Source organism: Georgenia sp. Z1344, assembly GCF_049856295.1.
Classification (GTDB): Bacteria; Actinomycetota; Actinomycetes; order Actinomycetales; family Actinomycetaceae; genus JB111.
The window spans coordinates 84,174-107,295 of the sequence record NZ_JBNDMZ010000013.1 but is presented as its reverse complement, the minus strand read 5'-3'; the positions used below and the strand labels follow the sequence as shown (position 1 = coordinate 107,295).

Sequence of the window (23,122 nt, the reverse complement as noted above, 5' to 3'; positions counted from 1 at the left end):
GGGCGGGGAAGGTGGAACCTGGCCGGTTGGATGCTACGTCCCGGCACGCCGCCGGTCCCGGACGCCACGCCGCCCCGACACCGGACCGTTGCCGTCCTCGTCAGGTCGCCGTGACCGGGGGTGGGTCAGTCCTCGGAGTCGCCCGAGCGGCGCCAGCGGATCCCGGCGTCGATGAAATCGTCGATCTCGCCGTCGAACACGCCGGACGGGTTGCCGGACTCGTGCTCGGTGCGCAGGTCCTTGACCATCTGGTACGGCTGGAGGACGTAGGAGCGCATCTGGTCGCCCCAGCTCGCCTTGACGTCCCCGGACAGGGCCTTCTTCTCGGCGGCCTCCTCCTCCTGGCGCTGGAGCAGCAGCCGGGACTGGAGCACGCGCAGGGCGGCCGCACGGTTCTGGATCTGGGACTTCTCGTTCTGCATCGACACGACGATGCCGGTGGGGATGTGCGTCATCCGCACGGCCGAGTCGGTCGTGTTGACGGACTGCCCGCCCGGTCCGGAGGACCGGAAGACGTCCACCTTGATCTCGGACTCGGGGATCTCCACGTGGTCGGTCTGCTCGATGAGCGGGATGACCTCGACAGCGGCGAAGGAGGTCTGACGACGCCCCTGGTTGTCGAACGGGGAGATCCGCACGAGCCGGTGGGTGCCGGCCTCGACGGAGAGCGTGCCGAAGGCGTACGGCGCGTTGACCTCGAAGGTCGCCGACTTCAGCCCCGCCTCCTCGGCGTAGGAGGTGTCCATCACCGACGTCGGGTAGCCGTGGCGCTCGGCCCAGCGCAGGTACATGCGCATGAGCATCTCGGCGAAGTCCGCGGCGTCGACGCCGCCGGCGCCGGCGCGGATCGTGACGACGGCGGCGCGCTGGTCGTACTCGCCCGAGAGCAGCGTGCGGACCTCGAGGTCGGCGAGGACCTTGCGGACGGCAGCGAGCTCGGACTGCACCTCGGCGTCGAGGTCGTCGTCCTCCTCCTCGGAGAGCTCGACGAGCGCCTCGAGGTCGTCGATCTTCTCCCCCACGCGCTCGAGCCGCTCGAGGTCGTGCTGCGCGTGCGAGAGCTTCGTCGTCACCACCTGGGCCGCCTCGGGGTCGTCCCACAGGTCCGGCGCGGCCGACTCCTCTGTGAGCTCGGCGATCCGCGCACGCAGGGCGTCCGGGTCGGTCACGGCCGAGATGGTCGCGTAGGTGCTGCGCAGGTCCGCGATCTCGGAGGAGAAGTCTGTAGCCACGAGGGCCGACTCTACTAGCCGCCCGCCCCGGGGTCCGAGGAGGGGCCGCTGCCCGCGTCCGCGGCGGGATCCTCGTCGAGGAGCGAGCCGTCGAACCACTCGGTGTCGCTGGTCGTCGTCACGGCGCAGAGGATCGTGCGGTCGCCGTCCGCGAAGGTCTCGGCCGTCGGCGGAAGCGCCACCACGTCGACCTCACCGACGTCAGCGAGCCCCGGAGGCGCCTCGGAGTCGACGATCCGGGAGCACGTCTCGGCCGACTGCCGCAGGATCGCGGTCTCGCCCGGCCAGGTGTCGCCCGCGAGGGTCGTCTCGCCGACGACCTGCACCTGGAAGGGCTCGTCGCACGGGACCACCACGGTCATCCCGGACCGGTCGGCGAGCGCCGCGGCCGTCAGACAGTCGCCGACCTCGAGGTCGCCGGAACTCCCGAGCCGCTCGGGCCTGCTCTCGGGGCGCAGCTCCATGCCGCCGCCGCGCCGGATGCCCGGCGGGGCGTACGGATCTCCCGGCGCCCGGGTGGGCTCGTCCTCGGTCCCGCCGTCGGCATCCGCATCGCTGTCCACACCGCTGTCGGCGTCGCTGTCCGCGCCGCCGAGCTCCGTCTCCTCCTCGGCATCCTCCTCCGACTCCTCCTCGGCCGGGGCGGGAGCCGCGCCGTCCGGCTCGGAGTCGGCGGCGCCGGGGGCCTCGGGGGCCGCCGGGGCCTCGGTGGCCTCGGGGGCCGCCGGCGCCTGCCCGAGGTTGCTCGAGAGGTCGTCGCCGCTGCCGAGGGAGGCGAAGGTCGTCCACCCCACGGCGGCCACGACGACGAAGGCGGCGGCGGCCGCGAGCAGGCGCGTCGTCCGGCGCCGCCGGCCCGGTGAGCCCGGACGGGCGCGGCCCGATGGCGGCGCCCCCGGAGGCGGGGCGTCCCGCCAGGCGTGCGCGCCGCCGGTGGCGGTCCGCGCTGGGGCGTCGTCGGACATGCGGGGCAGACCCACGGCCGCGCCCGCCCCGCCGCGCGCGTCGTCCGCGCGGGCCGCGCTCTCGCCGGGACCGTCGATCTCGACGGAGGTGGGCACCGCGCTGGGGCTGGCCTGGTCGGGACGCGCGCGCGAGGTGCGGGGCTGGAGCCCGTGGAAGACGGTGCGCGGGAGCGCGCGGCGCGCGGTCGGTCCGGTGTGGGTCGACTGCGGGTCCTCGTCCGGCGCCGCGGGGCGGTCGGCGAGGCTGCGCAGCTCGTCCGCTGCGGACGGGGTGCGGGCGCCGCGCGGGGCCGGGCGCGCGGTCCCGGGCAGGGGCGCCGGGCGGGCGCCGGAGCCTCGACGCGAGGCGACGCCCGGCGGCGCCGACGGCGGGGAGTCCGCCGTGGGCGCGAAACGGGACCTGGTGGACGCGTCGCCCGGTGCGTCGTCGGTGGCTGCGGCGGCTCCCGCTCGCGGGTCGGCGTCGACGTGCGGACGCCCCGCCGCAGGGTCGACCGTGCCGCCCTGCGGCCCGTCCGCGGCGCCCCCGCCGGCGGCAGGGACGGTACGAAGGGCCGGCCAGCCGGCGCCCGGCGGCAGGGGCACCTGGGCGCGCTCGACGGGCAGGTCGTCGTCGGGCGGGTTCTCGTCCGTCGGGCTGTCGTTCGCCGCGGTGCCGACCGACGCGGCGCCGTTCGTCGCCGATCCGCCCCGGATCGGCTCGTCCGGCGCCGACGCGTGGGGGCTCGCCTCGTCCGGCGTCTGCGCGTCGCCCGGACGGCCCTCGCCGCGCGGGGCGGGATCGGGGTGCGCGTCGGCCCGGCCGGTCCGCGCGGGCGCGGTCCGACCGTCGCGGAGGCGCGCGGAGCCGGGAGTCACGGAGCGACGATAGATAACGCGGCGAACGATCGGCAGCGCGGGTGATGGGTTGCGCTCCCCATGCCTGCCGCCACCGCCGGCACGACGGGTGGCGCACTGCCGCCCGCGCGCGGCGCGCTCACGAGGTGAGGACGGCCGAACCGTCCTGGAAGTTGCCCTGGAGCGAGTCGGTCTCGTCGACGGTCCGGGCCACGCACAGCACCTCGCGGTCGCCGTTGTCCCAGGTCCTCTGGGACGGGGCGAGGGTCGACAGCTCGACGCGGGCGAGGTCGAGTGAGGGCTCCGGCAGGGCGTCCCACGCGACCCGGCACCCCTCCTGCGCCTCGGCGTGGATGCCGTCCACGCCCGGGAACTCCTCCCGGTCCGGGACGTCGAACACGTGGTAGAACTCCATGAAATGGGGCTCCGCGCACGGCGTGAGGACGAGGTCGTTCGAGAGTGCGGTGTAGTCGGAGTAGAGGGCGCAGTTGCCGACGTCGATGTCGAACACGGTCGTCGCCCCCGACTCCTCGACCCCGGGCGGTGCGGTCGGCGCCGGCGGCTCGGTCGTCTGCGGGGGTTCCGTCGTCGTCCCCCCGCCGGGGCCGGGTGCCGGGCCGGGCGAGGTGGTCTCGGTCGGGGTCCCCGCCGTGGACGTGAAGCTGCGGTGGACGAACAGCCCGACCACGACGAGCACGACGACGAGCACCGCCGCGATCGCGAGCACGACGTAGACGGCGCGGTTCCCGTCGTCGGGTCCGCCCCCGCCCCAGGGACCGCCGCCCGACCCCTGCGGCGACTGGTAGGCGCCGGCCGGCACGGCGGAGTAGGGCGCCGGGGCGGCACCGTACGGCTCGTTCGGCGTGGTCCCGTACGGCACGCCCTGCGTGGGGTCGCCGCCGGACCACCCACCCTGGGCGTAGCCGCCGCCCTGCGGGACCTGTCCGGTCCCCCAGCCGCCCGGCGCACCGCTGCCGGGACTCTGCGCGCTCCACTGGTTCACGCGCTCACCGTAGCCAGTCGGCCGCGCCACCCGTCCGACCGACCAGGGGTACCCCTGTCCGGGTGGTGGCGCCGCCCACTGACGCGAGCGCCGCGATCGGCGATGATGGGCCGATGACCCCCCAGCGCCGCACCTGGCAGCAGACCGCCGTGGAGGAGGCCATCGGGGCCGACTCCACGTTCGTCAGCGCCCAGGAGCTGCACCGCAGGATGCAGGGCTCCGAGCGTCAGGTCGGGCTCGCCACCGTGTACCGGGTCCTCAAGCGCCTCGTCTCGCTCGGGCAGGTCGACGCGCTGCAGACCACGGACGGCGAGACCCTGTACCGGGCGTGCGAGGTGGGGCACCACCACCACCTCGTGTGCGAGTCGTGCGGGGCGACGGTCGACGTCGAGCCGCCGGACGAGTCCTGGATGGACGAGGTCGCCCGGCAGCACGGCTTCGAGAAGGTGCGCCACGTGGTGGACATCTACGGCCGGTGCGCGGCCTGCCGGGAGCGCGCCGGCGACTGACGCCGCGGCCCGCGAGCGGGAGCTGAGCCCGTGGGCGGCGGTCGGCGCGTCGCACGCGCACCGCTCCCCTGCTCAGCCCTCGCAGACGAGCCCCTGCTCGAGCGCGGCGAGGTTCGACCGCATGACGTCGACGTAGTCGGCCTCCGGATCGGTCCGGCCCTCGATCGGGTCGAGGACGTCGGTGGCGACGTCGACCTCGCCGGCGAGCGCCTCGACGACGTCGGGGCCGGCGATCACCTCGAAGTACACGGTCTGCACCCCCTCGGCCCGGACGGTTGCGCCGACCTCGCGGATGCGGGCGGGTGACGGTTCGACCTCCGGGTCGACCCCGGTGATCCCGACCTGCTCGAGCCCGTACCGGTCGGCGAGGTAGCCGAACGCCTCGTGGGAGGTCACCAGGGTGGCGCCGGCACAGTCGGCCAGGCCCTCGGTGTAGGCGTCGTCGAGCTCGGTCAGCTCGGTGACGAGGCCGGCCGACCGTTCCTCGAAGTCCTCGGCGTGGGCGGGATCGAGCTCGGCGAGCGTGGCGGCGACCTCCTCGACGAGCGGGACCATGAGTGTGGGGTCGAGCCAGAAGTGGGGGTCGCGGGCGAGGTCGTCGTCGGCGACCCCGGCGGCGTCCGCGGCGTCGAGCACGGCGCCCGGCGACGTCGCCCCGATGGCGTCGTCCGTGGCGGCCTGGAGGCCCGGGACGTAGGCGACGAGGTCGACCTGCTCGAGCTCGGCCACCTGCGCGGGCGAGAGCTCGAGGCTGTGCGGGTCGGCGCCGGGCGGCGTGAGGGACTCGACCGAGACCTGTTCCCCGCCCACGGTCTCGAGCACGAACTGCAGCGGGTAGAAGGCGGCCATCACCTCGATCGTGTCGCTGTCCTCGTCGGGGTCCGCGGAGCCGGTGCCGGAGCAGGCGGCGAGGAGAGTCGCGGCGGCGAGCGCCGCGGCGGCGGTCTGGCTTGTTGGGTGGTGGTGAGGGTAAACGGGGTTCCTTCCAGGACGGCGCGGGGCCGGGTCGGTGAGACCCGGCCCCGCGGCGTGACGGATCAGTGGTCGTGGTCGTCGTGGTCGTGCTCGTGGTCGTGCCCGTCGCCGGACTCCGCCTCGTCGTCGTTGTCGTGCCCGTCCTCGCTGCCGCCGTACTCCGACGAGCCGGCCTCGACATTGCCGGAGATCCCGTTGACCTCGTTCGGCTCGACCTCGAGCTCGGCGGTGTTCCACACCTCGCCGGTGAGGATGTCGACGGCGTGGATCGAGCTCGTCGCGGGCTCGGTCACGTACGCGGTGCCGTCGTGCACCCAGAGCGCGGGCCGGGGCTCCTGCCACTCGACCGGCTCCTCCCAGGGCCCGACCACGGGGTGGGACGCGGTGATCGCCCCGGTCTCGGGGTCGATGACGTGCAGGTTGCCGTCGGTGCCGAGCACGAGCGCCTCGCCGTCGTCGCCGCGGGCCAGCGAGCGGAAGCTGTAGCTCGACGGCAGGTCGACGAGGGTGAGCTCGTTCGTCGTCGTGTCGATGAGGGAGACGCGCTCGGGACGCTCGAGCTCGGCGTCCGGGTCGGTCTTGTAGTCACCGAGCACGATCGCGGAGGCGTCGCTCCCGGCCTGGTTGCCGATGCGTCCGTAGTCGTCGGGGCTGTCGACGTGGGTGATCTCGCCGCCGGAGTAGACGAGCGCGCCGTCCTCGCAGCCGATGACGACGACCTCGTCCGCCGCCGTCGCCTCGCCGTGAACGCCGGGGCACTCGTCGGAGGCGGCGATCTCCTCGCCCGACCCGTCGAGGACGCGGATGCCGGTGCGGGCGTCCTCGGTGCCCTCGGAGATCACGAGGGAGCCGTCGGTCAGCTCGATCGCCACGCCGTGGTGGGCAGTGGGGGTCGTGTGGTCGCGCGTCTCGGCGTCGGGGTCGTCGACCGCGGAGGAGTCGAGGACGACGACCTGGCCGGTGGCGTCGTCGAAGAGGGCGGTGCGGCCCTCGTGCGGGACGACGTGACCGGGCATGTCGGCCTCGACCAGCGTCTCGGTCAGCGCCGGCGGCGCCGTGTAGTAGTGCGAGTGGTCGCCGTGCGGCTCGGCCCAGGCACCGGCGTCGAGCAGCTGGAAGCCGCCGGTGGTCGAGACGTAGAGGTGGCGGCCGTCGCCCGCGGGGTTGAGGCGGTTGAAGCCGGGCAGCTCGATGTCCTCGACCACCTCGAGGGTGGTGGCATCGAGAACCTGGATCCCGCCGTCGTAGGTCAGGGCGATCCGGGGCGTCGCCGCAGCGGCCTCGGTGGCGGCCCCGGCCTCCTCCTCGCCGTGGTCGTGGCCGTCGTCGGCGGGGGTCTCGTCGTCGGAGGAGGTCTCCCCGTCCGTGGCTGCCGTGTCCCCGGAGGTGGATTCCTCTCCGGCCTGGTCGGTGGCGGGCGCGTCGTCCTCCCCCGACTCGGCGGCGCCGGAGCAGCCCGCGAGAAGGGCGAGCGGGAGGACGGCGAGCGCGGTGAACGCGCGGCGGCGTCGAGGGGCGGTGGTGGTGTTCATGGGTGGTGGGGCGCCGCGGTGGCGGGCCCGGCTCCTTCCGGACGGTGACGCTGACCGGGCGACACTAACACTACTGAGAATCATTATCGTTCTCTGTTCAGGGTGCGCTTCGGGGCCCCCACCCGCGGAGCACCCTCGGTACCGGACCGACCGCCCCGCGCGATCTCCGTGAGATCCACCGCGCGACTACCCTCGAACGACCGCCCCGCTCCCCCGACGAAGGACCCATGCGCACCGATCGATCGCTCGTCCTCGGATCGTCCGACGAGTCCGTCCCCGGCACCGCCGACCAGCTGCGTGCCCTCGTGGCCACGCGCCGCGGCGAGCAGCTCGCCCAGGGGCTCGACCCGGAGGACCTCGCCGAGCAGCTGCGCGAGGCGCTCGACGGTTTCGCGGCGCTGCGGATGCACTACCAGGCGGGGATCGAGGAGGTCCGCACCAAGGTCGACATCCTGCGCCAGGAGTTCGAGCAGATCCACGACTACAGCCCGATCGAGCACGTGCGGACGCGCCTGAAATCGACCGAGAGCCTGCTGACCAAGGCGCTGCGGACCTGCGACGAGCTCTCGCTGCCCGCGATCCGCCGGCAGATCCTCGACATCGCCGGGATCCGGATCACGTGCAGCTTCGTGTCCGACGTCTACTGGATCGCGCAGATGCTCGAGCGGCAGCCCGACCTCACGGTGCTCCAGGTCAAGGACTACATCGCGGAGCCGAAGGCGAACGGCTACCGGTCGCTCCACCTCATCGTCCAGGTGCCGGTGTTCCTGTCGACACACACCGAGCACGTGCCCGTCGAGCTGCAGATCCGCACGATCGCCATGGACTTCTGGGCGAGCGTCGAGCACAAGCTGAAGTACAAGTACGACGCCGAGATCCCGGAGCACCTCCTCGGCGAGCTCGACGACGCGGCGCGCCTCGCCACCGAGCTCGACGAGCGGATGGGGCGCCTGCGCGAGGAGATCCGGCCGATGCCGGACGGGGCGGAGAACGAGGAGCACGACGACGGGCAGGCAGCCGGACCGGTCGACGTCGACGGCGCTGTTGACGTCGACGGCGACGAGCACGGTGTCTCGAGCGAGGACGGTGACGCGAGCAAGCCGGATGACGCGACCGCGTCGGGCAGCGCCGCGTCGCTCCGGTTCATCTGACGAGAGACGTGGCTGCCGTGACCGATCGGACCGCCGGGGCACTCCGTGCCACGCACGCCACCCGCCGCTCGATGGTGGCCGCGGTCGCGGCGCTGGCCCTCGGCGTCAGCCTCGGCGCGTGCGGGCCGAGGGAGGGCGGGGATCCGACGGGTGAGAACGGCACCGAGGAGTCGAGCACCGGGGATCCTGGAACGACCTCACCCCCCGACGGCCGCGAGGCCGCGCGCGCCGAGGAGCCGATCGTCGAGGCGATGGTGCGCGAGGTCGCAGCGGAGCTGGAGCCGGTGGACGCGGGCTCGGTCGCGGCCGCCGGCTGGGTGAACGGGGCGACCACGGCGTGCTCGGGGCGCTCCGGCGGTCCGGTGTCGTGGACCGGGCGGGGACAGATGGACGCGGCGGACCCGGAGGAGCAGGTTCTCGGGCTCGCCGACCGTCTCGGCGACGACTGGGAGCCGGTCGATACGAGCGCGACGACGGCGCGCACCTTCCAGGACGCCGACGGCTACCTGCTCACCCTGGCCTGGAGCGTCGACCCCGACACCGTCACGGTGTCGGTCGAGTCGCCCTGCCACTGATCGCGACGCCGCTGGTCGGACCGTCGCCGATCGCCGCCTCGCCCAGCTCGGGCACGTGGGGCGGGTCCGGGCTGTCCGGGTCGACCTCGGCGAGGATCCAGTCGAGCACCCGTGCCGTGAATCCCCAGATGTAGGTGCCCTCGAACCGGAACGCCCGGCCCGCATGCCGGCCGCGGTACGAGACGGTGGTGCGGTTCTCCGGGTCGAGGAGGTGGCGGCGCGAGACCCAGTGGGCGGAGTGGATCTCGTCGTCGTGCGCGAAGCTCGGCACGTGCCCGTCGGGCCCGAGGCGAGCGAGAACGGGGGTGACGACGTTGCCGCTGGCCCACAGGTAGAGCGGCGGAAGCGTCCCGATCACCAGGGACCGGTCGACGAGCACCCCGGTCTCCTCGCCGCACTCGCGGATCGCCGCGTCCACCGGGGTCTCCCCCGGGTCGATCCCGCCGCCGGGGAACGCGAACTCGCCCGCGTGGTGGCGCAGGCGGGTGGAGCGGCGCACGAGGAGGTAGGCGAGGTCGTCGCCGACAGGCCTGGTGAGCACGACGACGGCGCTGGCCCGGGCGGTGCGGTGGTGCTCCTCCGTGGCGCGCGGCAGACCGATCCATCCCCAGGCGCGGTCGTCGGGCGTGCGCGGGAGCGGACCGACATCGCGCAGCGCCTCGCTCGTCACGACTCTCCTTCCGATCGGTCCCGTCATCGTCACCCGGGACAGGCCCGCCGTCACCCGATTTCGACGCGGCCCCTCGGGTCCGGCTACCCGTTCTCGACGTCGATCGCGCGGGCGCGCCCGGTGACGGTGACCTCGACCGGGCCGACGACGCCGGAGACGAGCGCCGGCGCGAAGGGCGGGTCGATGACGGCGACGAGCGTGACGACGGCGGTCTCCCCGTCGACCGTGCCCGTTGGCTCGCCGAGCACGACGCTGCGCAGTCCGCCGGACGAGGTGGGATCGACCCTTTCGAGGTACTCGGCGGCTTCGGCGCGGACGAGCTCGTCGGTGAGCATCGACTCCCGGTCCTCGCCGTAGAAGGCGGCCTCCGCGACGGCGTCGGCGGCCGCTGCGGCTGCGGCGTCCGCGACCCCGAGGGCCCGCTTGCGGTCGAGGTGGATCGCCGAGACGGAGGCGATGACGAGGATGAGCGCCACGAGCACGACGACGAAGCCGATGCCCATCACCATGATCCGGCCGGACTCTGGGTCCTCGGTCGCTTCCGGAGACGGTCGTCCGGTGAGGTTGCCGGCGCGGGACGCGCTCACCCGGTCCCCCGGTGGTCCTCGACGAGGACGAGATGCCGGGCCTCGACCGACATCGAGGTCGGGACCCCGGCGATCGAGGTCGGCAGCAGGGGCAGAGCCACGACTGTCGTGACCTCGACGTCGATGCGGGCGCCCGGCGTGTGGCACGGGTCGGCCTCGCACGTGATGACCAAGGAGCCCGCGCCGTCGACGTCGAACCCCTGGTCGGCGAAGGCGAGCTCGACCGCGAACGCCGCCGGTCCCGCCGCCGAGGCCTCGTCGTCCGCCTGGGCGACGATCCGGCCGGCCTCCCGCGCGGCCCCCTCTGCTGCGTACGAGGCGGCCTGGATCCGGCTGATCGCCACCACGAGGTAGATGAGCGGGAGCAGGAGCAGCAGGGCGACCCCGAGGTACTCGACGATCGCGCTGCCGGCCTCCGGGTCGCGATCGGTCGACGCCGCACGGCGACTCACGGCGCGACCTCGAGAGCGGCGTGGCCGACGACCTCGAGCCCGTCGCCCGGGCCGAACAGACCGACGACAGGCATCGGCGCCCGCACCGTCACCTGGACGAGCGAGACCCCGTCCGCCGTGACGACCTGCGCCGTGACGTCGTCGGCGTAGGAGTCGGCGAGGCCCGCACGGATGAGCTCCGCGGCGCGGGCGGCGCCGTCTGCGGGGTCGGAGCCGAGGAGAGCGCCGTGCCGCGCCCCCTCCGAGGCGGAGTCGATGAGCGTGTTGCGGACGTGCAGCAGGAGCGCGAGCTGAAGGACCGCCGCGACCAGCAGGAGGAGGAGTGCCGAGACGAGGACGAAGTCGACGATCGCCGAGCCGGACTCGGCGTCGCGTCGGGCGGGTCGAGCTAGCTGCCGCCACCGAGGACGCGGTCGATCGCGGTCTGGAACAGCTCGCCGAGCTGGGTCTCCGCGATCGCCCAGATGATGATCACGAGACCGGCGGTCATCAGGGTCACCATCACCCACCCGGGGACGTCGCCCCGCTCCGGGTCGTCGTCCCGGAGTCGGTCGCCCAACCAGGTGAGCAGGAACAGGATCGGATGCATGGCGGTCGCCTCTCGGGGTGGTGGACGGGGTCGGGTCGACGGGATCGGTGGCGGTCACAGGCCCATCCGGAGTGCAGCGAGCCCGGGGAACAGGGCGAACATGACCGTGGTGGGGAGGATGAAGAAGACGACGGGCACCATCATGGCGACCTCCTTCTTGCCGGCAAGCTCCATGAGCTCGCGCCGGGTGGTCTCCCGCGCGTCCTGGGCCTGCGCGCGCAGCACCTCGGCCAGCGGCGTGCCGCGCTCGACCGCTCCGGCCACGGCGTCGGCGAACCTGCTGAGCGCGGGCGAGCCGGTGCGGCCGGCGAGATTCTCCAGGGCGACGACCATGGGCGCACCGGCACGGGTCTCGGCGAGCGTGCGCCGCAGCTCATCGGCCACCGCGCCGTGCGCGACCTTCTGCACGCGCTCGAGCGCAGGGACGAGCCCCTCGCCCGCACCGACCGAGAGAGCGATGAGCTCCGCGATGTCCGGGAGCTCGGCGGCCAGGCGCTCGCGACGCCTGGTGACCTGGGCGGTGAGATGGGTGTCGCGCATGACGGCGCCGCCCACACCGAAGATCACCACGCCGAGCAGCAGGAGGAGGGCCGGGGCGTCACGCACCGCGCCGACCGTGAGCGCCACGACGAGACCGGCCGCAAGCCCGATCGCCCCCCAGACCATCTGCTCGGTGCGGAACTGGGCCACCGTCGTCGTCGACCCCGCCTCCGCGAGGCGTCGTCGCACGGTCGTGGTCGTCGACCCCAGCTTCTCGAGCATCGGCACGACGTCGTCGATCACGGGGGCCACCAGACGCTCGACGACGGCGAACGGCGAGCGCGCCGGCGTCTCGGCGAGCAGCCGCGAGGACGTCGGGCGCTCGACGAGGTAGGGCGCGAGCCGATCGGCGAGCCGCGGCCGACGGGCACCCAGCCGGGCCACGACGACCCACACGCCCACGGCGAGCAGGAGGCCGGCGAGTCCGCCGTAGGTGGCCGGGCTCATCGGAGCACCCGGGCCTCGGCGGGGAGCCGGCCGAGGCGGAGCATGAGCCAGTAGGCGAGCGCCGATGTCCCGGCGCCGATACCGAGGACGACGGCGCCGGTGGTCGTCCCGTAGGCCGCGGCCGCCTCGGGTCGGCCGGCGAGGACGGCGAGCACGGCCCACGGGGCGGCGACGGCGAGCCGGGCGCCGTTGACGGTCCAGCTCTGCCGAGCCTCGAGCTCGCCGCGCGTGCGCTGGTCCTCACGCAGCATGTGGGCGAGCGCGCGCAGGAGACGGGTGAGGTCGGAGCCGCCGACCTCCCGGGTGAGCTTGAGCGCCTCGACGATCCGGTCGGCGACCGGGTCTGCAAGGCGGGCCTTGAGCCGGTCGAGGGAGACGACGAGGTTCCCGGTGGCGCGGTGGTCGGCGACGAACCGGCGGAACTCGGGCCGGACCGACTCGGGCCCGCGCTCGGCGAGCGTGCCGACCGCCTCGGGCAGCGACCGTCCGGCACGGACGGCGGACACGAGCCCGTCGATGACGTCGGGCCAGACCTCGCGCAGCCGGGTCGTCCGGGTGCGTGCGCGCGAGGTGACGACGAGCCACGGCACGACCGCCGCGATGAGACCGAACGCGACCGCGACCGGGGCCGCTGCGGTGAGGGCGAGGACGACGACGAGGACCGCGAGCCCGAGCACCGTCGAGACCGCGAGGAACGAGGCCGGGCTCACCGACGGCGAGCCCGATCGCGTGAGTGCGTCCTGGATGTGGTCGGTCCACCGCGCGTCCCGCGACGTCCGCTCGGCCGGCTCGAAGAACGAGAACCAGACGAGGCACAGCCCCGCTCCCAGGAGGAGTCCTGCGACCACTCCCATGTCAGCCGCCCGCCCGCTGGTGCTTGGCGTCGCGCGGGGGTGCGTCGGCGCGCAACACGGCGCGCAACGCCCTGGCCCGATCGTCGGCCATCCCTGCCCCCTGGGTGTGGTCCTGGTGTCCGGAGACACATTCGTGAGCGTAGTTCGGCCCATCTCGCCGCGGGCCGTTTTCCACAACCCTGTTCGCGGACTGGACGAGAGAACCTGGCGAGCGCGCCGGACGCTGTGCTCAGGCGGCGGCCAGAAGGGCGGTGACGTCGAGCCCGGCCCGCTTGAACCTGGGGTCCTGCCCCATGTGGCCCTCGGCCCGGACGAGCCGTCCGTCCCGGCGCTCGAAGAGCCTCGACGTCTCGACGACCCCGCCCTCGACCCGGCCGGTGACGTGGACGATCTCGCGGACCGTGCGCCGCCCGTCGTGGTCGAGATCGAGGTGGACGACGAGGTCGACCGACGTCGCGACGGTCGGCACCGTGAAGTCCGACGTGACGTTCTCACCTGCGAGCAGCGGAAGCGTGCACAGCTTCGACACGGCCTCCCGGGCAGAGTTCGCATGCAGGGTGGCCGCACCGGGCAGGCCGGCGTTGAGCGCCACGAGCAGGTCGAACGCCTCGGCCTCCCGGACCTCGCCGACGATGATCCGGTCCGGTCGCATGCGCAGCGACTCCTTGACGAGCCGGCGCAGCGGGATCTCGCCCGTCCCCTCGAGGTTGGGTTGGCGGGTCTGCATGGCCACGACGTCGCGGCGCGCGAGGTTGAGCTCGAAGACCTCCTCGACCGTCACCACGCGCTGGGTCGCCGGGATCGAACCGCACAGCGCGGCGAGCATCGTCGTCTTGCCGGCCTGGGTCGCTCCGGACACAAGGACGTTGAGGCCCGCGCGCACCGAGGCGTCGAGCACGCGGGCGGCGTGCGGGGTGAGTGATCCGCGCTCGACGAGGTCGTCGAGCGACCGGGCCCGCACGAGGTACTTGCGGATGTTGACCGCCCAGTGCTCCCGGGTGATCTCCGGGATGACGACGTGCAGCCGCTCCCCACCCGGCAGGGCAGCATCGACGAATGGCGAGGAGAGGTCGATCCGCCGTCCGCTCGACCGGAGCATCCGCTCGACGAGGTCGCGCACCTGCTGTGTGTCGAGCAGGACCGTCGTCAGCTCGGCACGGCCGTGGCGGGCGGCGAACACCTTCCCCGGCTCGTTGATCCACAGCTCCTCGACCTCCGGGTCGTCGAGCAGCGACTGGAGCGGGCCGAAGCCGACCACCGCGTCCATCACGTGCTTGATCGCCGCGTCGATGTCGGCCAGGGGTGGGACGAGGCCGCGCGTGGACCGCTCCTCGTACTCGGCCGCCGCGGCGACGACGAGCGCCCGGGTCGCCTCCGACTCGCGGGCGGGGTCGATGCCTCGCCTGCGGACGAGCTCGCGCACCTCGGACTCGAGCATCGACAACGGATCGATCATCCTGTTCTCCCCTATGAGGATGTGCTGACACGGCCCGCAGTGCCCGGGTTGCGTGACGCCGAAAGGATCGTGCATGTCACCCCAGTCTCGCCCAGATGACCGAGCTCGCGAGCGCGCGCCCACAGGCCAACGCAGGCACGGTATTACGAGTTATACTCACTTCCATGAAGACTGCCATCTCGATTCCCGACCGCGATTTCGAGCGCTTCGAGCGCGTGGCTGCGCGACACGGAATGAACAGGTCGCAGTTCTTTCGACGGGCCGCACAGCGTCTGGTCGAGGAGCTCGAGGGCGAAGCCGAACTCACAGCCCTGGCGGACTCCGTGATCGAGCGGGCCGGGCAGCCTGGCGCCGACAGCCCGTTCCTGCACGAGTCGGAGCGCACGATGCTCCGGAGCACCGACTGGTGATCTCGCACGGCGACATCGTCTGGGTCGACTTCGGGTCACCTCGCGGGTCTGAACCTGCCAAGCGGCGCCCTGCCGTCGTCATGCAGGAGGACTGGCTTCTCGCCACACAGATCTCGACCGTCCTCGTCACGCCGCTGACGTCGAACACCTCCCTCGAGGCATTCCCCGGGAATGTGCTGCTCCCTGCGGTCGCCGCCGGGCTCGACAAGGACTCCGTCGCCGTCGTGTCGCAGGTCGGACCCGTCAGTCGCGAGTTCGTCGAACCACACCCGGTCGGACGAACACCGTCCTACCTCCTCACGAGAATCGCCGACGGCATCCGCCTCGTCATGGGTATCTGAACGCACGTCCAGTACGCACACGGGTCGGCACCGTGAAGTCCAGGTGCAGCTGCATGGGGACGTCGTGGTCGGGCCACGTGGTGGGCTCGAGCCTCTCGACCTCCTGGAACGCGAGCCGCGGCGCTCCGGAGTCGTCCGTGAGCACCAACCAGTCGAGGAACCCGGTGCCGCCAGGCTCGTCGCCCGGTCGGTACGAATAGCCGAACAGCTCGCGGTAGAACTCGGCGAGACCGCGGACGTCGGTCGTGTCGATGACGGTGTGGAGCAGCCTGGGGTACTCGGTCATATCGGCCTCCCAGCGCCATTCTTCGCCGACCCGTCCACGCGCACAAGAGCCGACCGATGTGCCTCTCCGGCCCCATGGCCACGCGAGGCGAGCAGAAGTCCGCTCATTCGCGAGGCGGAAGTCCGCTCACTCGTCGAAAAGTCCCCTCATTCGTCGACGGTGGGGGGCGTCCGAGCGGGGTCACGGAATGGCCTTGACCGATCGGGATAGGATTGGACCGATCGGTCAAGATTGCTGGAGGACCCATGGACACCACCGACACCGTCGACGCCCTGCAGGTTCGTCGCCCGGCACTCCCCGTCGACCGGCGTGCCATGGCGCTGTGGGCGCTGCGGGCACTCGTCGTCTGGGGCGCAGCGTTCGCCGCGCTCCTCGTCCCCGCCGCGATCTGGGAGTCCGCCCGCCCGTGGCTGCTCGCGCCCACGGTGGCTGTCGGCGTCGTCCTCGTGGTTCGACTCGCCGTCGAGCCCTGGTGGCGCTTCCGGGTGCACCGCTGGGAGCTGACCGAGCACGCCGTCTATGCCACGACGGGCTGGCTCGTGCAGGAGTGGCGGGTCTCCCCCACCTCCCGCATCCAGACCGTCGACGCCGTCCGCGGCCCCCTCGAGCAGCTCCTCGGGCTCTCCACCCTGCGGGTGACCACGGCGTCCTCGTACGGCGCGGTCAAGGTCCAGGGGCTCGACCGCGCCGTCGCCGAGGAGGCCTCGACCCGCCTGGCCAAGGCCGCCGAGCTCACCGAGGGGGACGCGACATGAGCGGAGACGTCGCCGACGACACCGTGGAGACCGACGCCGTCGGCACGGAGACCGCAGCCGCGACCGAACCATGGCTGCGCCTGAGCTACCGGGTGATCTGGGTGGACCTCGCCCGCAGCCTGGTGGCCACGCTCCCCGTACCGATCGCCCTCGCGTTCGGCATCCGACCCGAGCTGGGTTCCCTGTGGCCGTTCGTGCTCATCGCGGTGCTCGGCGTCCTCGGCGCGGTCGCCGACCTCGTCCGGTGGGCGTTCACCCGCTACCGGATCACGCCGACCCACGTCGAGCGCCCCACGGGGGTGCTCGTGCGCTCCCACCGCACGATCCGGCGGGAGCGCATCCGCAGCGTCGACACCGAGGCTAGGCTCCACCACCGGTTCGGCGGGCTCCGGGTCGTTGCCATCGGCGCCGGGCAGCAGACGGCCGCGGGCGAGTCGGCGCTGCGCCTCGACGCGCTCGCACGTGCCGACGCCGAGCAGCTGCGCGAGGAGCTCCTGCGCACCCCGGGGAGGCCGGCACCACAGGCGGTCGACTCCCCGGCAACCACCGAGCAACTGACATCCACGGAGGAGCCGGCGACCGCCGACGAGTCCGCACTCGCCGACGACCCGTCACCCGACGACGACCAGGCGACGGTGTTCGCGACCTTCCGTGCCTGGTGGGCGGTCTACCACCTGTTCAGCATCTGGTCCTTCGCCATGGCGGCTGGACTCATCTGGGGAGGGTACTGGTTCGCGCTGACGTTTGGTGTCGACCTCCTGCAGATCTCCGGCCGCGTCGTGGACTGGGACTCGCTCGACACCCTCGGGAGGGTCGCCGTCGTCCTCGCCGGCGGCGCGGTGGTCGGCGCCGTCGGGATGGGCGTCAACTTCCTCGTCTCCTGGTGGTACTTCGAGCTCGCCCGCGTCTCCGCGGACGGCACGACCTTCCTCCGCACGCGCCGCGGCCTGCTCAGCACGCGCGAGGTCAACCGGGACGAGGCGCGCATGAGGGGGCTGTCGATCAGCGAGCCGCTGCTCGGGCGGCTCATCGGCATGGCGGACACCGAGATCGTGACGACCGGCCTCAGCGTGTGGGACCCCTCCGAGCCGACGGCGATCCTCCCGCGCGGACCGGTCCGGGTGGCCCGCCGGGTCGCGGGCCTGGTGCTCGGCGACCCGTCACCGTTCGACGCGCCCCTACGCCGCCACCCCCGCACCGCACTGGTCCGACGCGCCGTGTGGGCGACCGGGCTCGCCGCCGTCACCGCGGCCGTCCTGGCGGCGCCCCTGCTCACCGGATCGGTCCCGGAGTGGGCCGGGTGGACGCCGCTGGTGGTCTGGCTGCTCGGGCTGCTCGGCGCGGTGATCGCCCACCGCGCGCTCGGGCACGCGATCGCGGGCGAGCACCTCGTCGTGCGCTCCGGGCTGGCAGCTCGGACCACCACCGCGCTGCGCCGGGACGCCGTGAGCACGATCGCCGTCCGGAGCTCGCTCCTGCAGCGCCGGCTCGGGCTGCGCTCCGTCTCTGCGATGACGGCCGGCGGGTGGGGCGCGTACGAGGCGTTCGACGTCGACGCACGCGAGTCGGTCGGGCTCGCCGCCGCGTTCGCACCCGGCCTGATCGACGAGATCACCGTCCCCGAGCGGGCACGATGACACCGTGACCGCCTCTCCCACCTCCTTCACGGCCGCGGCCCGGCGCCGGCAGATCGTCGCCGCGGCCATCACCACCGTCAACGAGGTCGGCTACCCGCGCACCTCGCTCGCCGAGGTCGCGCGCCGCGCCGGCGTCGCGAAGAGCGCGGTCGTCTACTACTTCGGCACGCGGGACGCCCTGCTGCTGCACGTCCTCGAGCACGTGTGGGGCGATCTCGGGGTGGCGCTCGCCGCCGCGGCCGGCCGGGACGAGGAGCCGACGGCGCGGTTGCGCGCCTACGTCGAGGCGTACCTCACCCACCTCGACTCACACCGGGCCGAGATCGCGGCGGGGGCCGAGATCGCCATCTCGCACCGGGACGCGGACGGCACGCCCGTCTACCTCACGGTCGACACCGACGACACCGCGCTGCTGCGGGACATCCTCGACCAGGGAATGGCCGCCGGCGTGGTGCGGCGGATGCCGCTCGACGTGGCCGTCGACCTCGTGGAGCACGTCATCGACATCCCCACCACGGTGTTGCAGCGCGACCTGGGTGCCGATCTCGGCGCCCTGCTGCCGGAGGTCGCCACGACGATCCTGCGCGGCCTCGAACCCGATCGAGAATAATCTTTACGCCGGCAACTTACCGGTGGTAACTTTCCGGCATGCACGCGAGCTACCACCACGGCGACCTGCGCCGCGCCGTCCTCGACGAGGCGCTGCGCGTCGTCTCCGCCACCGGGCCCGAGAGCCTCTCCCTGCGCGCGATCGCCGCCGCGATCGGCGTCTCGCACACCGCCCCGCGCCACCACTTCGGCTCGCGGGACGGCCTGCTCACCGCGATCGCCACCGAGGGCTTCGACGGCCTGGCCGACGCGCTCGTCGCCACCCGCGAGTCCGGCGGCGCCTTCCTCGACGTCGGCGTCGCCTACGTCGAGTACGGCACGACCCACCCGGCGCACTTCGCCGTGATGTTCACGCCGGACCTCCTGCTCGACGACCCGGAGCTGACCCGCGCGAGCGAGCGCGCCTTCGACGAGCTGCGCGGCGGGGTCGAGGCGATGAGCGCGAACGGCCGCATCGAGGACGCGCACGCCGCCGTCGTCGCGGGGTGGTCGCTCGTCCACGGACTCACCACGCTCGCCCTCACCGGCAACCTCGAACGCGCGGACCTCACCTCCGGCCGGCTCCCCGACCCGGACGTCACCGACCTCGCCCGGCGCGCCGCGGGCATGCTCTTCGGGTCGCCGACGTGACCACCGCCCCGCCCCGCGAGCGCCGCGCGCACCAGCGCACCGGCCTGCGCACGGTCCGCGCGGCCGGGCTCGGCGTCCTCGCGTTCACCGGGACCGCCGCGCTCCTCCTGCTCGCGTCCTCGCTCGCGGCACCGGGATGGAGCCGGGCGCCCGTGCTCGACCCACCGGACACGGTGCCGGTCGCGGATCTCGGCCTGACGACACCGCCGACCGGCGGCTTCACGGTCACCTCCGACGTCGTCGCCCCCACGGGGGCCGACGCCTGGCTCGCCCTGCCCGACGACGGCGCGGACGTCGCCCTCGTCCTCCAGCCGGGCGCCGGGGCCGCCGACCGGGACCGGATGCGGGAGGTCGCCGAGCACCTGGCCGCCCTCGGCATCGCCGCCCTCACCTACGACAAGCGGGACACCGGCCCCTCCCCCCTGACCCGCGACTACCCGGCCCTGACCGCGGACCTGGCCGCCGCCGTCGATCATCTCCGCGAGCGGACGGGCGCCGGGCACGTGGGCATCCTGTCCGTCTCGGAGGGCGGGTGGCTGGCGCCGGCCGCCGCGCGGCTGACCGACGTCGATCTGCTGATCCTCGCCGTCGCCCCCACCGTCACCCCGCTCGAGCAGGTCTCCTGGATCGCCGACGCGCGCATCGACGGCGCGCCCGACTGGGTCCGGCGCATCCCGGCGACGGCCCTCGCCTCCGGTCGCGACCGGTTCGACTACACGGACACCGTCCCGGTGCCCGACCTCGCCGCGCTCGACGTCCCGGTGCTCGGCCTGTGGGGTGCCGAGGACGGGATCGTGCCCGTCACCGAGGCGGTCCGACGCTCGCGCGCGGCTCTCGACGGACACCTTGTTGCGGTCTCTCTGCCCGGCGTCGGGCACGAGCTGCCGCCGGAGGCGCTCGACCTCGCGGCCGCCTGGCTCGCGGCAGGAGCGCCCACGCCCGACGACGGCGGCGCGGACGCGCCGGAGGCCCTCCTCCACGGCGCCGCCCCGTCCCGGCTGCTCGGCGTCGCGGAGCTCCCCGACGCCCGCTGGTTCATGCACCCGCTCCTCCACCTCGCCGTCTCGGCGCTCGTCACGACGCTCGTCGTGCGGCGCGCGCTCGGCCACCACGCACTCCCGCTCCCCCTCCGAAGGGCCCGATCATGACCGACCTCAACGCCGGGATCGTCCTGCTGACCGTGGTCGCCATCGCGTTCGGCGGGAGCTTCCTGCTCCGCGTCGTCGGTGGCGACGTGCCGGCCAACGAGCTCCAGCGCACCTACTTCCGGGCCGGCCACGCGCACGCCGGCGTGCTCGTCATCCTCGGCCTCGTCGTCGGGCTCTACCTGCGGGGCGCCGAGGTCCCCGCGTGGGCGGAGGCGATGTCCGGCGGGGTGCTGCTCGGCGCGATCCTCATGCCGCTCGGGTTCTTCCTGTCCGTCATCGGCCGGGACCCGCAGCGCCCGAACGCAATGCGCTGGTGCATCGCCGCCGGTGGGATCTCAGTGGTGGTCGGCGTGATCGGGGCGGGCGTCGGGCTCATCCTCGCGGGCTGAGCAACCCCGCAGGAATGCGTGCCCCCAGGTCGTCGTTGTTGCTCCCGGTGCCCAGAGCACCGCAACCGCACCCGATGAAAGGTGACACATGCCTGTCCTGCCCCGGACCGACCTCGACATCTTCCCGCTCACGCTCGGCACCAACACGTTCGGCTGGACCTCGGACCGCGAGGCCTCCTTCGCCGTGCTCGACGCGTTCGTCGCCGCCGGCGGCAACCTCCTCGACACCGCGGACCTGTACTCCGTGTGGGTCGACGGCACGGGCGGCGTGTCCGAGCAGGTCATCGGTGACTGGATGGCCGCGCGCGGCAACCGCGCCGACGTCGTGGTCGCCACGAAGGTCGGCGGCCTGCCGACCCGCCCGGGCTTGAGCCGCGAGAACGTCATGGCTGCCCTGGACGACTCGCTGCGCCGCCTGCAGACCGACTACGTCGACCTCTACTACTTCCACTACGACGACGAGAAGGTCGCGATCGCCGACCAGGTCCGCACCGCGCACGAGCTCGTGGAGTCCGGCAAGGTCCGGCACATCGCGCTGTCGAACCACTCCCCCGAGCGCATGCGCGAGTTCTTCGAGACGGCGACGCGCGAGGGGCTGACCGTGCCGGTCGCCATCCAGCCGCAGTACAGCCTCCTCCACCGCGCCGACGTCGAGAACGGCTACGGCGCGATCGCGCAGGAGTTCGACGTCGCCGTCCTGTCGTACTTCTCGCTCGCCTCGGGCCTGCTGACGGGCAAGTACCGCACGGCCGAGGACCTCGAGGGCGCCGCCCGCAAGGACTTCGCCTCCGGGTACCTGGGCGATTCGACCTTCGGCGTCGTGGACGCGCTCGTGGAGATCGCCGAGACGCACGGCGCCGAGCCCGCGACCGTGGCGCTCGCCTGGCTGCTCGCCAAGGGCGTCACCGCCCCGATCGCCTCGGCCAGCAAGGTCGAGCAGCTGCCGGCCCTCATGGCAGCGCCGTCGCTCACCCTGACCGAGGACGAGATCGCCCGGCTCGACGCCGCGTCGCAGCCCTTCGCCCAGGCGGCCTGACCCACCCCATGGGTCTGGCCCACGCGTCGGCCTCACCCACCGCCGGGCAGTGCCTCCGCACGACGACCGGCCGCACGGCCCCGGACGAGCCCCCGCTCGTCCGGGCCGTCGCCGTCTCCGACGGCCGCCGGTCGGAGCGATCTGCGGTCCCGGACCCGCACCCCGTACGGTGGAAGCCGTGGCCTCGGACCGGAAGCGACGACGCGCGGCCCGCCGCATCAAGGCCGGCGACGGCAGCGAGCTCAAGCGCTTCCGCTGGTGGCAGCTGTTCTTCCGCTCGCTGTTCCACGCGCGCATCCCGGACGCCGCCGGCGAGGCACCCATCTGGTCCGTCGACGTGCGCCACGGCGGTGACTCCAACGGCGAGGTCTGGGCCGTGCTCTACCGAGCGGGGAAGCAGCACGCGCGGTCGAAGCCCCCGGCGCTGTTCCCGGTGCCCGGCGGGACCATCGAGGTCGCGACGAGCGGGTACGGGCTCCGGCGCTGCCACTTCGTCGCCCACGACGGGACGGAGTACCAGCTCTCCCCGGACCCGCGCTCGGCCGAGGGGCGCCGCGCGCGGCTCGAGCACAACCACCCGGGAGCGAGCCGCCTCATCGGGGCCGTCTCGTGGACGATCCTCGCGGTCGCGCTCGTGCTCGGGGTGCCCCAGCTGGTCCAGGAGATCTCGCAGATCCCGCCGGTGGCCGAGCGGTTGGGCACCTTCACGTCCCCGTTCCAGCTGCCCGCCTGGTTCAACTTCTCGCTCGTGGTGGCCTCACTCCTGGCCAGCACCGAGCGTGCGCTCCGACTGCGCCACCACTGGCTTCTCGACGGCGGGCTCTTCGACGGCGAGAGCTAGCGGCTCACGCTCCCCGCAGGTGCACGTCGAGGTCGTGACGATCGGCCGGGAGCGGTTCGATGTCGGTGGTGGGTGCGAGGGTCGGACCCGGCGGCGCGGCGTCCCCCAGCTTCCGCGCCACCACACCCCACCGACACCCGCTACGGGAACCGGACCGCCCCCTGCCCTGGAGCCCCCATGACACGTCCGCACCCCAGCTGCGGACCCGGGGCGGGCGTGTCCCGACCTGGACCGCGGTCCTCACGGGTGCCGGTGGCCTTGCTCTCGGAGTGGGTGCCACCCTCGCGGTCGTCGCCCTGAGCGGTACAAGTTCCGCGGAGGCCGGGTCGACGGACGCGCCGGCGGGGCCGTCGGCCGCCGAGATCGCCATGAGCGCGGCCGCCACCGAATGCGCGGCGGCCGAGACCGAGGGCCTCGCAGCCGTCGACGACGGCCGGACGATCACGTTCGACAACCGTGGCGGCGAGGACGTCTTCGGCGCCGACTACGCATCGATCAGGTGCGTGCTCGACGCGCTCGACATTCCCGCGAGCATCGATACCCACATCGGGCAGACGACCTCGCTCGACGGCCGCCAGACCGCGGAATGGAACGGCCTGCAGATCCAGTGGTCCTACCACCCGGACCGCGGGCTCGACGGCCTCGTGACGATCGTCGACGGCTGAG

28 protein-coding genes are annotated in these 23,122 nt (G+C 73.4%); 14 read left to right on the top strand and 14 right to left on the bottom strand.

The annotated features are described in order from the left end of the window. Positions 1-125: 125 nt before the first annotated feature. The 3 genes from prfB to ACPYO6_RS14600 form a co-directional block, all read right to left on the bottom strand. Positions 126-1,232 (bottom strand): peptide chain release factor 2, encoded by a 1,107-nt coding sequence (gene prfB, locus ACPYO6_RS14610; protein ID WP_425715501.1) that lies wholly within the window; start codon positions 1,230-1,232, stop codon positions 126-128. 14 nt (positions 1,233-1,246) lie between these two features. Further along, positions 1,247-3,055 (bottom strand): septum formation family protein, encoded by a 1,809-nt coding sequence (locus tag ACPYO6_RS14605; RefSeq protein ID WP_425715500.1) that lies wholly within the window; start codon positions 3,053-3,055, stop codon positions 1,247-1,249. A 118-nt stretch (positions 3,056-3,173) separates the two neighbouring features. After that, entirely contained in the window at positions 3,174-4,037 is an 864-nt protein-coding gene (locus ACPYO6_RS14600; RefSeq protein ID WP_425715499.1) for a septum formation family protein, read from the bottom strand. A 113-nt stretch (positions 4,038-4,150) separates the two neighbouring features. Here ACPYO6_RS14600 and ACPYO6_RS14595 point away from each other — a divergent pair, with 113 nt between their 5' ends. Beyond that, a complete protein-coding gene (locus ACPYO6_RS14595) occupies positions 4,151-4,546 on the top strand; it encodes a Fur family transcriptional regulator (protein ID WP_425715498.1) in 396 nt (131 codons plus the stop codon). Between the two features lie 72 nt (positions 4,547-4,618). Here ACPYO6_RS14595 and ACPYO6_RS14590 read toward each other — a convergent pair whose 3' ends face one another. Continuing rightward, positions 4,619-5,395 carry a metal ABC transporter substrate-binding protein gene (locus tag ACPYO6_RS14590; RefSeq protein WP_425715497.1) on the bottom strand — a complete coding sequence of 259 codons (777 nt, stop codon included), beginning with the start codon at positions 5,393-5,395 and terminating at the stop codon, positions 4,619-4,621. A gap of 188 nt (positions 5,396-5,583) precedes the next feature. Further along, positions 5,584-7,053: a zinc metallochaperone AztD gene (gene aztD, locus ACPYO6_RS14585; protein WP_425715496.1), complete on the bottom strand. Its 1,470-nt coding sequence runs from the start codon at positions 7,051-7,053 to the stop codon at positions 5,584-5,586. A 227-nt stretch (positions 7,054-7,280) separates the two neighbouring features. Here aztD and ACPYO6_RS14580 point away from each other — a divergent pair, with 227 nt between their 5' ends. Together ACPYO6_RS14580 and ACPYO6_RS14575 are read left to right on the top strand one after the other, a co-directional pair. Next, positions 7,281-8,204, top strand: coding sequence for a GTP pyrophosphokinase (locus ACPYO6_RS14580; RefSeq protein WP_425715495.1), 924 nt, complete (start codon positions 7,281-7,283; stop codon positions 8,202-8,204). A gap of 17 nt (positions 8,205-8,221) precedes the next feature. Next, complete coding sequence (locus tag ACPYO6_RS14575) at positions 8,222-8,779, top strand: hypothetical protein (RefSeq protein ID WP_425715494.1); 558 nt, start codon at positions 8,222-8,224, stop codon at positions 8,777-8,779. Here the strand turns inward: ACPYO6_RS14575 and ACPYO6_RS14570 are convergent. The 8 genes from ACPYO6_RS14570 to ACPYO6_RS14535 all read right to left on the bottom strand — a co-directional run bounded on the left by ACPYO6_RS14570 (position 8,748) and on the right by ACPYO6_RS14535 (position 14,374). Beyond that, entirely contained in the window at positions 8,748-9,449 is a 702-nt protein-coding gene (locus ACPYO6_RS14570; protein WP_425715493.1) for an NUDIX hydrolase, read from the bottom strand. The genes ACPYO6_RS14575 and ACPYO6_RS14570 overlap by 32 nt on opposite strands. Positions 9,450-9,532: 83 nt before the next feature. After that, complete coding sequence (locus tag ACPYO6_RS14565; RefSeq protein WP_425715492.1) at positions 9,533-10,036, bottom strand: pilus assembly protein TadG-related protein; 504 nt, start codon at positions 10,034-10,036, stop codon at positions 9,533-9,535. Then, positions 10,033-10,488, bottom strand: coding sequence for a pilus assembly protein (locus ACPYO6_RS14560; RefSeq protein WP_425715491.1), 456 nt, complete (start codon positions 10,486-10,488; stop codon positions 10,033-10,035). The genes ACPYO6_RS14565 and ACPYO6_RS14560 overlap by 4 nt, the downstream gene beginning before the upstream one ends. Next, the gene (locus ACPYO6_RS14555) at positions 10,485-10,799 is read right to left on the bottom strand and encodes a pilus assembly protein (RefSeq protein ID WP_425715526.1); all 315 of its coding nucleotides are present in this window, start codon (positions 10,797-10,799) and stop codon (positions 10,485-10,487) included. Before ACPYO6_RS14555 ends, ACPYO6_RS14560 begins: the two co-directional genes overlap by 4 nt. 77 nt (positions 10,800-10,876) lie before the next feature. Next, positions 10,877-11,077 (bottom strand): hypothetical protein, encoded by a 201-nt coding sequence (locus tag ACPYO6_RS14550; protein ID WP_425715490.1) that lies wholly within the window; start codon positions 11,075-11,077, stop codon positions 10,877-10,879. Positions 11,078-11,131: 54 nt separating this feature from the next. Beyond that, the gene (locus ACPYO6_RS14545) at positions 11,132-12,064 is read right to left on the bottom strand and encodes a type II secretion system F family protein (protein WP_425715489.1); all 933 of its coding nucleotides are present in this window, start codon (positions 12,062-12,064) and stop codon (positions 11,132-11,134) included. Then, positions 12,061-12,918 (bottom strand): type II secretion system F family protein, encoded by an 858-nt coding sequence (locus ACPYO6_RS14540; RefSeq protein ID WP_425715488.1) that lies wholly within the window; start codon positions 12,916-12,918, stop codon positions 12,061-12,063. Before ACPYO6_RS14540 ends, ACPYO6_RS14545 begins: the two co-directional genes overlap by 4 nt. Positions 12,919-13,147: 229 nt before the next feature. Further along, entirely contained in the window at positions 13,148-14,374 is a 1,227-nt protein-coding gene (locus ACPYO6_RS14535; RefSeq protein ID WP_425715487.1) for a CpaF family protein, read from the bottom strand. A gap of 164 nt (positions 14,375-14,538) precedes the next feature. Here ACPYO6_RS14535 and ACPYO6_RS14530 point away from each other — a divergent pair, with 164 nt between their 5' ends. Continuing rightward, complete coding sequence (locus tag ACPYO6_RS14530) at positions 14,539-14,784, top strand: ribbon-helix-helix domain-containing protein (protein ID WP_425715486.1); 246 nt, start codon at positions 14,539-14,541, stop codon at positions 14,782-14,784. Beyond that, a complete protein-coding gene (locus ACPYO6_RS14525; protein ID WP_425715485.1) occupies positions 14,781-15,125 on the top strand; it encodes a type II toxin-antitoxin system PemK/MazF family toxin in 345 nt (114 codons plus the stop codon). Before ACPYO6_RS14530 ends, ACPYO6_RS14525 begins: the two co-directional genes overlap by 4 nt. Here the strand turns inward: ACPYO6_RS14525 and ACPYO6_RS14520 are convergent. Then, positions 15,112-15,411, bottom strand: a complete 300-nt coding sequence (locus tag ACPYO6_RS14520) for a VOC family protein (protein WP_425715484.1) — start codon at positions 15,409-15,411, stop codon at positions 15,112-15,114. The two genes, ACPYO6_RS14525 and ACPYO6_RS14520, sit on opposite strands and share 14 nt — an antisense overlap. Before the next feature lie 245 nt (positions 15,412-15,656). Between ACPYO6_RS14520 and ACPYO6_RS14515 the strand changes: the two genes are divergently transcribed. From ACPYO6_RS14515 to ACPYO6_RS14475, 9 genes are all read left to right on the top strand, one after another. Beyond that, positions 15,657-16,166, top strand: coding sequence for a PH domain-containing protein (locus ACPYO6_RS14515; protein ID WP_425715483.1), 510 nt, complete (start codon positions 15,657-15,659; stop codon positions 16,164-16,166). Continuing rightward, complete coding sequence (locus ACPYO6_RS14510) at positions 16,163-17,803, top strand: PH domain-containing protein (protein WP_425715482.1); 1,641 nt, start codon at positions 16,163-16,165, stop codon at positions 17,801-17,803. Before ACPYO6_RS14515 ends, ACPYO6_RS14510 begins: the two co-directional genes overlap by 4 nt. 4 nt (positions 17,804-17,807) lie before the next feature. After that, on the top strand, positions 17,808-18,413 hold the full coding sequence (locus ACPYO6_RS14505) for a TetR/AcrR family transcriptional regulator (RefSeq protein WP_425715481.1): 606 nt from the start codon (positions 17,808-17,810) through the stop codon (positions 18,411-18,413). Between the two features lie 38 nt (positions 18,414-18,451). Then, positions 18,452-19,042, top strand: a complete 591-nt coding sequence (locus tag ACPYO6_RS14500) for a TetR/AcrR family transcriptional regulator (RefSeq protein WP_425715480.1) — start codon at positions 18,452-18,454, stop codon at positions 19,040-19,042. Then, on the top strand, positions 19,039-20,190 hold the full coding sequence (locus ACPYO6_RS14495) for an alpha/beta hydrolase (protein WP_425715479.1): 1,152 nt from the start codon (positions 19,039-19,041) through the stop codon (positions 20,188-20,190). Before ACPYO6_RS14500 ends, ACPYO6_RS14495 begins: the two co-directional genes overlap by 4 nt. Then, positions 20,187-20,579 (top strand): hypothetical protein, encoded by a 393-nt coding sequence (locus ACPYO6_RS14490; RefSeq protein WP_425715478.1) that lies wholly within the window; start codon positions 20,187-20,189, stop codon positions 20,577-20,579. Before ACPYO6_RS14495 ends, ACPYO6_RS14490 begins: the two co-directional genes overlap by 4 nt. 88 nt (positions 20,580-20,667) lie before the next feature. Next, a complete protein-coding gene (locus ACPYO6_RS14485) occupies positions 20,668-21,615 on the top strand; it encodes an aldo/keto reductase (RefSeq protein ID WP_425715477.1) in 948 nt (315 codons plus the stop codon). Positions 21,616-21,793: 178 nt separating this feature from the next. Continuing rightward, on the top strand, positions 21,794-22,456 hold the full coding sequence (locus ACPYO6_RS14480) for a hypothetical protein (protein WP_425715476.1): 663 nt from the start codon (positions 21,794-21,796) through the stop codon (positions 22,454-22,456). A 269-nt stretch (positions 22,457-22,725) separates the two neighbouring features. Then, on the top strand, positions 22,726-23,121 hold the full coding sequence (locus ACPYO6_RS14475) for a hypothetical protein (RefSeq protein WP_425715475.1): 396 nt from the start codon (positions 22,726-22,728) through the stop codon (positions 23,119-23,121). Position 23,122: the final 1 nt, after the last annotated feature.

Coding starts and splice junctions, on each gene's coding strand:
- ACPYO6_RS14595 (WP_425715498.1), top strand. CDS start 4,151: ATGACCCCCCAGCGCCGCACCTGGCAGCAGACCGCCGTGGAGGAGGCC.
- ACPYO6_RS14590 (WP_425715497.1), bottom strand. CDS start 5,395: ATGGCCGCCTTCTACCCGCTGCAGTTCGTGCTCGAGACCGTGGGCGGG.
- aztD (WP_425715496.1), bottom strand. CDS start 7,053: ATGAACACCACCACCGCCCCTCGACGCCGCCGCGCGTTCACCGCGCTC.
- ACPYO6_RS14580 (WP_425715495.1), top strand. CDS start 7,281: ATGCGCACCGATCGATCGCTCGTCCTCGGATCGTCCGACGAGTCCGTC.
- ACPYO6_RS14550 (WP_425715490.1), bottom strand. CDS start 11,077: ATGCATCCGATCCTGTTCCTGCTCACCTGGTTGGGCGACCGACTCCGG.
- ACPYO6_RS14545 (WP_425715489.1), bottom strand. CDS start 12,064: ATGAGCCCGGCCACCTACGGCGGACTCGCCGGCCTCCTGCTCGCCGTG.
- ACPYO6_RS14540 (WP_425715488.1), bottom strand. CDS start 12,918: ATGGGAGTGGTCGCAGGACTCCTCCTGGGAGCGGGGCTGTGCCTCGTC.
- ACPYO6_RS14535 (WP_425715487.1), bottom strand. CDS start 14,374: ATGATCGATCCGTTGTCGATGCTCGAGTCCGAGGTGCGCGAGCTCGTC.
- ACPYO6_RS14530 (WP_425715486.1), top strand. CDS start 14,539: ATGAAGACTGCCATCTCGATTCCCGACCGCGATTTCGAGCGCTTCGAG.
- ACPYO6_RS14520 (WP_425715484.1), bottom strand. CDS start 15,411: ATGACCGAGTACCCCAGGCTGCTCCACACCGTCATCGACACGACCGAC.
- ACPYO6_RS14515 (WP_425715483.1), top strand. CDS start 15,657: ATGGACACCACCGACACCGTCGACGCCCTGCAGGTTCGTCGCCCGGCA.
- ACPYO6_RS14510 (WP_425715482.1), top strand. CDS start 16,163: ATGAGCGGAGACGTCGCCGACGACACCGTGGAGACCGACGCCGTCGGC.
- ACPYO6_RS14500 (WP_425715480.1), top strand. CDS start 18,452: ATGCACGCGAGCTACCACCACGGCGACCTGCGCCGCGCCGTCCTCGAC.
- ACPYO6_RS14490 (WP_425715478.1), top strand. CDS start 20,187: ATGACCGACCTCAACGCCGGGATCGTCCTGCTGACCGTGGTCGCCATC.
- ACPYO6_RS14485 (WP_425715477.1), top strand. CDS start 20,668: ATGCCTGTCCTGCCCCGGACCGACCTCGACATCTTCCCGCTCACGCTC.